Raw genomic sequence first — 11,832 nt, forward strand, 5'->3', positions numbered from 1 at the left:
ACCCCTCATGGGCAACGTGGTGTGGAAGCTGTTGGGCAGCGGATCGGCGATCCTCGCCGGCATCGTCGCCAACAAGGTGATCACCGAGGTGTGGAAGAAGGCCGGCCGAGACACCGAGATCGACCCGACCAACCCCAACACCTCCTTCGGGGAGGCCCTCGCTTATGCGGCCCTCGCCGGTCTGGCCGTCGGCCTGGCCCGCACGATGACCACCCGTCAGGCGGCGGCGATCTACCAGAGGTCCGCCGGTCACCTGCCCAAGCCGATGCGCGAGGACGTCGAGAAGGAGCTGGGGCTCGAGTCGTGATGCAGGGCATCTCCATCACCGAGCCCGGTGACGCCGACGTCCTGCAGGTCACCGAGGTCGAGGCGCCGTCCGCGGGCCCCGGCGAGGTGGTCGTCGACATGGTCGCCGCGGGCGTCAACCGCGCCGACGTCATGCAGCGTCTGGGGCACTACCCGCCGCCCGCGGGCGCCTCGCCGCTGCCGGGCCTCGAGGTCTCGGGCACGATCCGCGAGGTCGGTCCGGGTGTCGAGGGCTGGTCCGTCGGCGACGAGGTCTGTGCCCTCGTCGACGGTGGCGGCTATGCGGAGCAGGTCCGGGTCCCGGCGGCGCAGCTGCTGCCCGTGCCGAAGGGGGTCTCCCTCACCGATGCCGCGGGGTTGCCCGAGGTCGCGTGCACGGTCTGGTCCAACGTCTTCATGACCGCCAACCTCCAGCCCGACGAGGTCTTCCTCGTCCACGGCGGGTCCTCCGGCATCGGGACGATGGCCATCCAGCTCGCCACGGCCGCCGGTGCGCGGGTGGCTGTGACGGCCGGCTCGCAGGCCAAGCTCGACGTCTGCCGCGACCTCGGCGCGCAGATCCTCGTCAACTACCGCGAGCAGGACTTCGTCGAGGAGGTGCGCGCCGCGACTGATGGTCACGGGGCCGACGTCGTCCTCGACCTCATGGGCGCCAAGTACCTCCCGCGCAACGTCGACCTGCTCGCGACGTCGGGCCGGCTCGTCGTCATCGGCCTCATGGGTGGCCGCAAGGGCGAGCTCGACCTCGGCAAGCTGCTGAGCAAGCGCGCCGCGGTCATCGCGACCTCGTTGCGGGCCCGTCCCGCCGAGGAAAAGGCGGCGATCGTCGCCGCCGTCCGCGAGCACGTGTGGCCGCTGATCGAGGACGGCGCCGTGCGCCCGATCGTCCAGGGCACCCACCCGCTCGAGCGCGCCGCCGACGCCCACCGCGAGCTCGAGGCGAGCGGTCACATCGGCAAGATCCTGCTCACCGCCTGACACCCTTCGAATTTCCTGAGGGAAATGCGGCCCGCGACCCTCCCCCTCTCGCATTGCCCAACGGCAATGCACTCTGGACCCCGCATTGCCCTACGGCAATGCGGTCTGGAGGTGGCCCTCGTCGAGGTGCCAGCGGGCGGCCGCAGCCTCGGCGACCTCGGGGTCGTGCGTGGCGAGCAGGACGATCCCGCCCCGGCGGGCGATGTCCTGCAGCAGCACGACGACCTGCTCGCGGGTGTCGTGGTCGAGCTCCGAGGTGGGTTCGTCGGCGAGCAGCACCAGGCTCCCCGCCGCCAGGCGAAGGGAGGACAGCGCCAGTCCCCGGGCGACGGCCACGCGCTGCCGCTGACCGCCGGAAAGCTCCTCCGCGAGGTGGCCTCCGTGCTCGTGGAGCCCGACCGAGGCGAGCGCCCGGTCAGCGGCCTCGCCGGCGTCGCCACCGGACATGCCCGCCGCGACGAGCGGCACCGCGATGTTGTCGCGGGCGGTGAGCACCTCGGCCAGGGCGCTGCCCTGGGGGATGAGCACGGCACCGGCATCGCGTGAGCCGGCTTCGTCACCGATCTGCCTCTCCCCCAGTCGGATCCGCCCGCTCGAGCCTGGCTCGAGCAGTCCACCGACCGCCCACAGCAACGTGGTCTTGCCGGCGCCGGAGTGCCCGGTGACGGCAGTGATCTCTCCGGGACGCGCGACCGCACGGACCCCTTCGACCGCCATGACGTCGCCGTAGCGCACCGCGACGTCCTCGAGCACGAGGTCCTCGCTCATCGGCTCGCTCATCGCCCCTCCTCCTCGTCGACGAGGAGCTGCCAGGCCCCGTCGTCGGTGCGGTGCACGCGCACGAGGGTCCCCGGGGGGAAGGCCTCGAGTGCCGGCGGCGGCAGCGGCAACGACCCGTCGGCGGCCACGACGGAGTACTCCTCGCCGCTGCGTCCCTCACCGCCGACCCGGCCGTCGCGGATGGTCACGGTGCGGGGGAAGGCCTTGGCCACGTCGGGGTCGTGGGTGACGACGACGATCGTCGTGCCGAGCGTGCGCCCCACCTCGGCCATCGCCTCGAGGACGACGTCGCGGGCGTCGTGGTCGAGCTGGCTCGTCGGCTCGTCGCCGAGGAGGAGCCCCGGCCCGCAGGCGAGGGCGACAGCCAGGGCCGCGAGCTGGAGCTGGCCGGGGGTGAGCGACTCCAGCGGCTGGTCGGCCACCTCGTCGAGCCGGAGCAGGCCGAGCAGCTCGTCGACGGCAGGGACGCTGCGCCCGGTGCGCCGCGCTGCCCCCTGGGCGAACGCGACATTGCCTCGCGCCGTGAGCCATGGCAGGTGGTTGCGAGCCGCGCCCTGCAGGACGATGCCGACTTCGCCCGACCGGAAGGCGTCGATCTGCGCCTCGCTCATCACCGACAACTCGTGGTCGCCGACGTGGATCCGGCCGGCGCTCGGTCGCAGCAGCCCACCGAAGAGCGCGAGCAACGTCGACTTGCCCGCCCCGCTGGGGCCGAGCAGGGCGATCCGCTCGCCCGCGGCGACGGTGAGGTCGACCCCGGAGAGCGCGGCCACGTCATGGCCCTCGGCACGGTATATGTGCACCAGTCCGTGGGTGCGCACGGGCAGCCCGCTCATGTCGCCTCCCCCTGGGCCGCGCCGAGTCGCACCCGGCGCCCGATCGCCCCGGCGATGAGGCGGGCGACGACGAGCAGGACGATCGCGACGACGAGCGTGGCGGCGACGACCGCGAGCCACGCCGGCGCGAGATCGGCCACTGGCACCGCGGCCGGGGTGGTGAAGAGCGGCAGCTCGGGCAGCGCGATCCACGACCCGACGAGTGCGCAGAGCGCGCCGAGGACCACGCCGACGGCGACGCTCGTCAGGTGCTCGGTGCGCAGGGCCCGCCCGACCGCGCGGGAGCTCACCCCGCTCACCCGCAGCGCGGCGAGGTCGCGGGCGCTGGAGCGCCACCCGGTGATCGCGAGGACGACGAGGACGAGCGCGGCGAGGATGACCGCGAGCACACCGCCGAGCAGCGCGAGCTGCAGCCCCCAGGCCGACGCGGACTGGTCGTAGACCCGGTCGGCCTCGGCCGTCGTCGTCACCGATCGGACGGGCACGTCGGCGTCGCCGAGCAGGTCGCGCGCCCGCTCGATCGTCGCCGGCGAGGCGTCGCCGAGCCAGATCTGGCGCTGCGTGCGGGTGGTGTCGAGCTCGCCGCTCGTGCGCGCGAGCGCCGGAAGGGAGACGAGCACCCCGTGGTCGGTCGCCGCGGGCAGCGCGTCGACGACCTGCGCGACCTCGATCTCGGTCTGGCCGCCGGCGACGTCGGTCACCGAGCGGACATCGTCGACCTCGGCGTCCGCGCCGGCGGCAATCGCCGGGAGTGGCCGGGGCACGTCGGCCACGTGGGCGGTCACGTCCGCGCCGTCGAGCGCTGCGACCTCGAGGTGAAGGTCGTCCCCCTTCGGCGTGACGGTCAGCCAGGAGCTGCCCGCGGCGGGCGCGTCGGAGTCCCACGTCCGCGGACCCGTGACGGGCAGGGGCTTGCCGTCGACGGCGAGACCGGCGACCTCGACGGTCCCGTCGACGGAGCTGCCGGGGAAGCCCGAGGTCGCGACCCGGATGCCCGCGACCCGGCAGTCGTCGGTGCAGAAGAGATCGGCGTCGACCCGGGCGCTGCCGCGGGCCTTCGGCCCGAGCGTCGTCAGCCGGGCCGACCGCTTGTCGCCGGTGCCGGTCCTCATGTCGAGGACCAGCTCGGGCGGATCCTCGCTCCCTTCGCTCGCCAGGTCCCACGAGACCCGCGAGGTCGCGGTGCGTCCTGGGACCTCGATCGGCTTCTGGTCGGGCAGGGCGAGGGGGCGAGGGTCGAGGTCGGCGATGGCATCGGGGTTGGCCGCCCTGAAGAGCCAGTCGAGGTCGGTCGCCAGGGTCGCCTCGGCGTCCTTGTCCCGCGGCTGGATGATGGCGACCGGGACGGCCGCGATGTCCGCCTCCTGGAGGGTGCCCGCAGCCGACAGCAGCTCCGGCGCGGTGGCGACGTCGACGGACACGACGGCCGGGGCGCCGGTCTCGAGCTCGGCGCGGGCGAGCCGGTTGCGGTCGGCCACGACGACGGCATTGGCCCCGAAGACCGCGAGCGCAGTAGCCACCGTCGTGACGACGAGGACCCGGCGGGCGGCCGGTCGCCGGGCCACGGCGTGACCCGCGACCGCGGCCGCCACCCTCCCCCGGCGCATGGCCGAGCGGGCGCGGCGGGCGGCGAGGCGGGGCACGAAGCGGGCGGCGAGCACACCGACGGCGATCGCGAGCAGGGTCGGCGTCGCCAGGGCCGCGGGCCCGCTCAGGGCACCCGTCGCGAGCCCGGCCACGCCGATGACGGCGAGCACGACGACCACGACCTCGACGACGACCGACCCGCCGGCCGACGACGGCCGCACCGAGCGCAGCAGGTCGTTGACCGGCTCGCGCAGCACCGGCCGTGCCGCGAGGGCGACGGCGAGCACGGAGACGACGAGGGACCCGAGGAGCCAGGGCAGGACCGCGAGCGGGATCTCGAAGGGGATGCCGCGAGGCAGCATGGACCGGCGCACGAGCACCGCGAGCAGCACCGCACAGACGAAGCCGATCGGCAGGCCGAGGACGACCGGGACGACGAGCTCGGTGAGCAGCAGTCGGCGGGCTCCGGCGCGGGAGCGGCCGCGGAGTCGGGCGAGGGCCACGTCGTGGCGGCGCTGGTCGACGCCGGACTGGGCCACGAGGAAGAGGACGAGCACGGACAGCAGCGCCAGCTGCATGGTGACGAAGGGGACGATGACCGCCGTCTGGTCCCGCCCGGCCGCGATGCCGTCCGTGAGGGACGTCGCGGTGTCGTCGACGTCGAGCTCCGGGTGCTCCTCACGCATCCGCTCCACGGCCTGCGCAGCCAGAGGGAGGGAGTCGAGCGTCGCGGCCTGCGGGTCGAGTGGCAGCACCACGAGCATCGTCGCCTTGGGCAGCACCCCCTCGAAGGTCGCCTCGGTGGTGATGAGGTCGTCGACCAGGGGCAGGTTGTCCAGGTCAGGGGTCGTCACCCCGGACTTGCCGTCGGGGCGGTCGCCGAGCCAGTAGCCCGGGTCCTCGCGCACCGTGTAGGTGCCGACGACTGTCAGGTCGATCGGGGGCGGCTCTGCGTCGACGTTGGGGTAGCGGCCGGGGTAGGTGTCGTCGGGGATCTCGAGCGCGGTCCCCACCTTCCACCCCCAGGCCTTGGCGTCGGCACCGGACACGAGGATCTCGCCGGCCGCCTGCGGGCACCGGCCGTCGACCTCGAGGTGGTCGCAGGCGTCGGTCCGCGAGCGCAGCACGACAGGCGAGGCCTGCTTGCCGGCCTCGGGCACCACCCGGGTGGACTGGCGCATCGCCTCGACCGGGTCGCCGGAGACCGCCGCCAACTCTGCCGGCACCTGCTCGGCCACCACGGCCGGCAGCACGTCACGCGCGTCAGCGGTGCGGGGTCGGGAGATCGCCGTCGCCGTCTGCTCGGCGTCGGCCTGGGTCACGTGCGTCCGCAGCAGTCCCTGGTCGATGCTGCGGGCGAAGATCGGCGCGAAGGCGGCGCACGTCGCGACGAGCGCGGAGACGAGGGCAAGGGCGACGACCTGCCCCCTGCGGTGCCGCAGCGCTGCCCACATGCAGCGATCCCCCTTCGGTCGTGACCCGCGCCACGCTATACCCGGGTCACCTCCGATGACGGCTCAGTCGCCGAGGTCCTGCGCCATCGTCCGGCCCGCCGACCGACCGGAGAAGATGCAGCCGCCGAGGAAGGTGCCCTCGAGCGCCCGGTAGCCGTGGACCCCGCCGCCACCGAAGCCGGCCGCCTCGCCCGCCGCGTAGAGCCCGCGGATCACCTCGCCGTCGCGCCCCAGGACCCGCGCCCCGAGGTCGGTCTCGAAGCCCCCGAGGGTCTTGCGGGAGAGGACGTGCAACTTGACCCCGACGAGGGGGCCCTTCTTCGGGTCCTGCAGCTTGTGCGGCGGGTAGGCGCGCTTGGAGATCTTGTCGCCGATGTAGGAGCGGGCGACCCGCATCGCGGCGATCTGAGCGTCCTTGGAGTAGGCGTTGTCGAGTTGCCCGTCACGCTCGTCGAGCTGACGCTTGACGTGGGCGACATCGAGCCGCGGCTCGCCCTCCTCGACGAGGTCGTTCATCCGCGCGACGAGCTCCTCGACGGTGTCGGCCATGACGAAGTCCGCCCCCTTGTCGAGGAAGGCCTGCATCGACGGCGTGACGTCGGCCAGCGAGCGCTTGCGGATGACGCCCGCGACCTCCTTGCCAGTGAGGTCCTGGTTCTGCTCCGACCCCGAGAGGGCGAACTCCTTGCCGGCGACCGAGCGGTTGGTGATGAACCACGAGTGGTCGTGCCCGGTGGCCCGCAGGTGCGCCAGCGTGCCGAGCGTGTCGTAGCCGGGCAGGAGCGGCGCCGGCAGGCGGGTGCCCTCGGCGTCGAGCCACATCGAGCTCGGCCCGGGCAGGATCCGGATGCCGTGCTGCGCCCAGATGGGGTCCCAGTTGCGGATCCCCTCGACGTAGTGCCACATGCGGTCGCGGTTGATGAGGTTGCCGCCGGCTGCCTCGGTGATCCCGATCATCCGGCCGTCGACGTGCGCCGGCACCCCGGTCACCATGTGCTTCGGCGGCGTGCCGAGCCTCTCCGGCCAGTTGGCGCGCACGAGGTCGTGGTTGCCGCCGATGCCTCCCGAGGCGACGAGGACGACGGGGGCCCGCAGCTCGAAGCCCCCGATGCTGTCGCGGTTGGTCGCCACGCCCCGTTCGGCGCCGTCAGGCGCCAGCTCGACCCCGCGCACACCGACGGCGGCACCCCCTTCGACGATGATCTCGTCCACGCGGTGCCGGTGGGCGTAGGTCACCAGGCCCCGCTCCCGGGCCTGCTCCACACGACGGACGAAGGGGGCGACGACCCCCGGTCCGGTCCCCCACGTGATGTGGAAGCGGGGCACGGAGTTGCCGTGCCCGTGCGCCGATCCGTCGCCGCGCTCGGCCCAGCCGACGATGGGGAACCAGCGCATGCCCTGCTCGTGCAGCCAGGCCCGCTTCTCCCCGCCCGCGAAGTCGAGGTAGGCCTGCGCCCACTGCCGCGGCCAGTGGTCCTCCTCGCGGTCGAAGCCCGCGGTGTTCATCCAGTCGGAGTGGGCCAGCTCGGCAGAGTCCTTGATGCCCAGGCGTCGCTGCTCGGGGCTGTCGACGAAGAAGAGGCCACCGAAGGACCAGTGCGCCTGACCGCCAAGGTTGGCCTCGCTCTCCTGGTCGACGAAGAGGACCTTGCGGCCGGCGTCGGCCAGCTCCGCGGTCGCGACGAGTCCGGCGAGGCCGTGGCCCACGACGATGGCATCAGCATTCATGACCTGACCCTAAACCGCATTACTGACCAGTAGCAACTGGGGTTCAGGTGGCCTCTGCCTACAGTGGGCGCCATGTCCTGGACCGCCCGCCTACGCCTCGTCGCCGCGACCCTGGCCCTCGTGGCCGCAGTCGTCACCGGCGGGCTCGTCACCGCCTCGCTGTGGCCCGTGAACGTCGAGACCGACTACTACGCAGCCGACGTGCGCCTGTCGCCGAGCTGGACGGACCGGTCCCACATCGGCACCGACACGGTCGTCGGGAGCGTGTCCGCACAGTTCGCCGGCATCGCCCCGGGCGTGCGGGTCTCGCCGCGGGTCAAGCCCTCGATCACCGACCTCGTCGCCTCGGGCAACCTCGATGCCGCGAGCCTCGACGTCAGCCCCCAGGAGCGCACCCGGGTCATCACCGAGGCCGCGGTCGGGGTCGGGCTGCGCTTCGCGGCCGGCGGTGTGCTGGGCCTGCTCCTGTGCCTCGGCGTCGTCCGGCTGCGCCGCCGCACACTCCCGCACCGGCGGACCGTCCTGGGCGCGAGCCTCGTCACCGCGGTCACCCTGTCGACCCTGGGCCTGTCGGCGTGGCGCACCTACGACCCCGACCGGCTCGTCGAGCTGCGCTCGAGCGGGCTGCTCCAGCTGGCGATCGCCAACCGCGACCTGCTCGACGACGTCGAGCAGCGAGCCGACCAGGCCACGCCCTACCTGCGCAACCTCCTCGCGCTGTCGACGGCCATGCAGCAGGAGTACGCGCCGGAGGCGGAGGACGACACCGCCGCGCTCAAGGTGCTGCTCGTCTCCGACGTGCACGCCTCCAACCAGTACGCCCTGATGCGCACGATCGTGCGCGAGCAAGACATCGACGTCGTCATCGACTCCGGCGACCTCATCAACTTCGGGCGGGTCCAGGAGGCCGGGCTGAGCAACCTCTACCGGTCGATCTCCTCGCTCGGGGTGCCCTATGTCTTCGTCGCCGGCAACCACGACCGCAGCGCCGTCGACGACACCCAGCTCCTCGACGACCTCGCCGGCACCGACGGCGTGACGCTCCTCGAGCCCGGGTCGGGCGAGTACCAGCAGATCGAGGTGGGCGGCCTGCGGATCGCCGGGTTCAACGACCCGCGCTACTACGGCGACGACGACGACGGCAGCACCGACGAGCAGGTCGCGGCCCGTGAACGCTGGGTCGAGGCCCTCGGCGATGCCGAACCGCCGGACATCACCGTCTCCCACGAGGAGCCCGCGCTCGAGGACGCCCCCGGGCGGCTGCGCGTCCACGGCCACGGGCACGTGCCGCAGGTGAGCGGCAACCGCCTGCAGGTCGGCACCTTCACCGGCGGCGGCACGCTCTCTCACTTCGTCGGCGGGCCCGACGCCGAGCTCGTCGGCCAGCCGAGCTCCTTCGACGTGCTGACCTTCGACGAGCAGTGCCGGGCCCAGCGCCTGACCCGCTACGAGTACCGCTCGGTCATCGAGGGGCGCCCGAGCTTCGACTCGCTCGCCGTGCTCAACGCCGCCCGGATCGTCGACGCCCCCGAGGAGGGGCGCACCTGCGGTGGCGACAAGGCGACGGTCCGCCCCCTTCGCTAGCCACGGGGGCTGGGCCCTCACCCCACTGGCCCCACGAAAATCGGGTCACCCGAGAAACCGCCGCTTCGCATGGGTTTGAAACCCGTGCGAAGCGGCGGTTTCCCGGGTGACCCGGAAAACGTGGCGGGGGTGCGACGACCCGCGGCTCAGACCGCCGGGAAGGCCGGCGGGTGGACCTGGGCCATCTCCTCGAGGACGCGGACGACCTGGCAGGAGTAGCCGAACTCGTTGTCGTACCAGACGTAGAGGACGACGCGGTCGCCCGAGGTGATCGTCGCGCGGCCGTCGACGATGCCCGCGTGACGGTTGCCGACGAAGTCGGTCGAGACGACCTCGGGGCTGTCGATGTAGTCGAGCTGCTTGTGCAGGTCGCCGTAGAGCGAGGCCTCGCGCAGGAAGTCGTTGAGCTCCTCGCGCTCGACGCCCCGCTCGAGGGTGAGGTTGAGGATCGCCATCGACACGTCGGGGGTCGGCACGCGCACCGAGTTGCCGGTGAGCTTGCCCTCGAGCTCGGGCAGCGCCTTGGAAACGGCCTTGGCGGCACCGGTCTCGGTGAGCACCATGTTGAGCGCCGCCGAACGACCGCGGCGCTCGCCCTTGTGGAAGTTGTCGATGAGGTTCTGGTCGTTGGTGAAGGCGTGGACGGTCTCGATGTGACCGCCGACGATGCCGTACTCGTCGCTGACCGCCTTGAGCGCGGGGACGATCGCATTGGTCGTGCAGGACGCGGCCGTGACGACCTTGGCGTCGCCGATCATCGCGTCGTTGATGCCGCTGACGATGTTGGGCAGGCCGCCCTTGCCGGGAGCCGTGAGCAGCACACGGGAGACGCCGGGGCACTGCAGGTGCTTGGACAGGCCCTCCTCGTCCCGCCACTTGCCGGTGTTGTCGACGACGATCGCGTCGTCGATGCCGTACTGCGTGTAGTCGACGCTCGACGGGTCGTCGGAGTAGATGACCTGGATGAGGGTGCCGTTGGCGAGGATGGTGTTGGCCTCCTCGTCGACGGTGATGGTGCCGGCGAAGGACCCGTGGACCGAGTCGCGGCGCAGCAGGCTGGCCCGCTTGGACAGGTCGTTGTCGGCGCCCTTGCGCACGACGATGGCGCGCAGGCGCAGGCCGTGGCCGGTACCGGCGTGCTCGATGAGGATGCGGGCCAGCAGGCGGCCGATGCGGCCGAAGCCGTAGAGGACGACGTCGGTGCTCGGCAGCTCGCCCTGGCCGTGCTTGCCGACGACGTCGGCCAGCTCGGAGCGCAGGAAGTCCTCGAGGGAGACGCCCTCGCCGGCCTCGAGGCGGCGGCGGTGCAGGCGGGCCACGTCGATGGAGGCCGGGCCGGGCTGCAGGGCGGTGAGCGCCTCAAGCATCGGCAGGGTGTCGTCGACGGTCAACGCGATGTCGACGCGACGGGCGAAGCGGTGCGCCTTGAGCACATCGGTCGAGGACTGGCCGAGAAGAGTGCGGCCGTGGATCGAGGTCACGACCCCGAACTCACGGTAGAGGCGGCCCACGACGGGGATCATCGCCTCCGCCTTGGCCTGGCGGTCGGCCCACTCGGAGAGGTGGTCGTCGGCTGCGTTGCTCGTCTGCGGCGTCGTCGTCATGGGCCCAGATCGTAGCCGCTGACGCCTCGGGGACGAGCCTCGGACCGGCCTGCGACGACGGATCTCACACCGGTCAGCCGGGGGTCGTCACGTCGAAGAGCGCCTGCACCTTGGCAGCCCCTCCGCAGGTCAGCTGGTGGGGTGCGCTCATGGTCCGCACCACGTGACGAAGGGAGGTCCCCCCACCGTGGTCGAGGTGCACCAGCCAGGCCTCGTCGCCCCTCTCCTCGAGCCGTGGCCCGGCCAGGTCACGCAGCAGCACGGTCGGGTCGGCGCGCATGAGGTCGTGGGCGGCTACCTGCGCCGCCGGGTGCCACGAGCAGCGGCCGCGCCAGCGGTCGAGGTCGACGCGTCCGTCGAGGTGATCGAGGATCACCTGCGGGGCGGTGTCCCCGGTGAGCCGGCCGTACATCGAGCCCTCGGGCAGGACGACGACGTTGCCGGCGAAGCGGTCGCCGCCCAGGTGGGTGGTCTCCCACACGGCACCGGGCAGCGCGTCGTCGAGCACGGCCGCGACGACCCGCCCCTCGACGGCGCAGCAGACGTCCTTGCGGCCGTGGGTGCACACGAGGAAGAGCGGTTCGCTCGTCGGGTCAGGCAGGTCGTCGAAGCGCCCGGCGAGCTCGACGAGGTCCTCGGGTCGCTCCCAGTGGGCCCGGCCGACGAGCCCGCGGTGCACGTCGACGAGGAAGACCTGTCGCAGGCCCTCGGCCTCGATCTGGTCGCCCTCGAGCCGTCCGTGCCGGCGGATGAGCTGCAGCCGGGCACCGAAGCGCCCCAGGGCCGCGTCGAGGTCGGCGCGGACGTCGGCGATGCCGGGGGCCGCGATCGGCTTGGCCGGCCACGGACCGGGGTGACCGACGAGCATCCAGTAGCGGGCGGGCACGGCGGTGCCGACCGGCACGTCGCCGCGCTCGAGGGCGGCGAGCGAGCACCGGGAGGGACTCGCGGTGGGGGTCGTGCTCACGCTCACGA

General features: G+C 72.8%; 9 protein-coding genes. 3 read left to right on the top strand and 6 right to left on the bottom strand.

Annotated features, from left to right (window positions below; translation table 11 throughout):
* The first annotated feature begins 7 nt into the window (after window positions 1-7).
* Window positions 8-307: a DUF4235 domain-containing protein gene (locus NYE39_RS09570; protein WP_007928796.1), complete on the top strand. Its 300-nt coding sequence runs from the start codon at window positions 8-10 to the stop codon at window positions 305-307.
* Complete coding sequence (locus tag NYE39_RS09575; protein ID WP_341013396.1) at window positions 307-1,284, top strand: NAD(P)H-quinone oxidoreductase; 978 nt, start codon at window positions 307-309, stop codon at window positions 1,282-1,284. Before NYE39_RS09570 ends, NYE39_RS09575 begins: the two co-directional genes overlap by 1 nt.
* A gap of 90 nt (window positions 1,285-1,374) precedes the next feature.
* Here the strand turns inward: NYE39_RS09575 and NYE39_RS09580 are convergent, their stop codons facing one another.
* The 4 genes from NYE39_RS09580 to NYE39_RS09595 all read right to left on the bottom strand — a co-directional run bounded on the left by NYE39_RS09580 (window position 1,375) and on the right by NYE39_RS09595 (window position 7,669).
* The gene (locus NYE39_RS09580; RefSeq protein ID WP_341012512.1) at window positions 1,375-2,064 is read right to left on the bottom strand and encodes an ABC transporter ATP-binding protein; all 690 of its coding nucleotides are present in this window, start codon (window positions 2,062-2,064) and stop codon (window positions 1,375-1,377) included.
* Entirely contained in the window at window positions 2,061-2,900 is an 840-nt protein-coding gene (locus NYE39_RS09585) for an ABC transporter ATP-binding protein (RefSeq protein ID WP_341012513.1), read from the bottom strand. The genes NYE39_RS09580 and NYE39_RS09585 overlap by 4 nt, the downstream gene beginning before the upstream one ends.
* Entirely contained in the window at window positions 2,897-5,941 is a 3,045-nt protein-coding gene (locus NYE39_RS09590) for an FtsX-like permease family protein (protein ID WP_341012514.1), read from the bottom strand. The genes NYE39_RS09585 and NYE39_RS09590 overlap by 4 nt, the downstream gene beginning before the upstream one ends.
* 63 nt (window positions 5,942-6,004) lie before the next feature.
* A complete protein-coding gene (locus NYE39_RS09595; RefSeq protein ID WP_341012515.1) occupies window positions 6,005-7,669 on the bottom strand; it encodes an FAD-binding dehydrogenase in 1,665 nt (554 codons plus the stop codon).
* Window positions 7,670-7,741: 72 nt separating this feature from the next.
* Between NYE39_RS09595 and NYE39_RS09600 the strand changes: the two genes are divergently transcribed.
* Complete coding sequence (locus NYE39_RS09600) at window positions 7,742-9,253, top strand: metallophosphoesterase family protein (protein WP_341012516.1); 1,512 nt, start codon at window positions 7,742-7,744, stop codon at window positions 9,251-9,253.
* Between the two features lie 146 nt (window positions 9,254-9,399).
* Here NYE39_RS09600 and NYE39_RS09605 read toward each other — a convergent pair whose 3' ends face one another.
* Together NYE39_RS09605 and NYE39_RS09610 are read right to left on the bottom strand one after the other, a co-directional pair.
* Window positions 9,400-10,857 (bottom strand): glyceraldehyde-3-phosphate dehydrogenase, encoded by a 1,458-nt coding sequence (locus NYE39_RS09605; RefSeq protein ID WP_072625794.1) that lies wholly within the window; start codon window positions 10,855-10,857, stop codon window positions 9,400-9,402.
* Between the two features lie 73 nt (window positions 10,858-10,930).
* Window positions 10,931-11,824, bottom strand: a complete 894-nt coding sequence (locus NYE39_RS09610) for a sucrase ferredoxin (protein ID WP_341012517.1) — start codon at window positions 11,822-11,824, stop codon at window positions 10,931-10,933.
* Between the last annotated feature and the right edge of the window lie 8 nt (window positions 11,825-11,832).

This window comes from Janibacter sp. FSL W8-0316, from assembly GCF_038004165.1.
GTDB lineage: Bacteria > Actinomycetota > Actinomycetes > Actinomycetales > Dermatophilaceae > Janibacter > Janibacter indicus.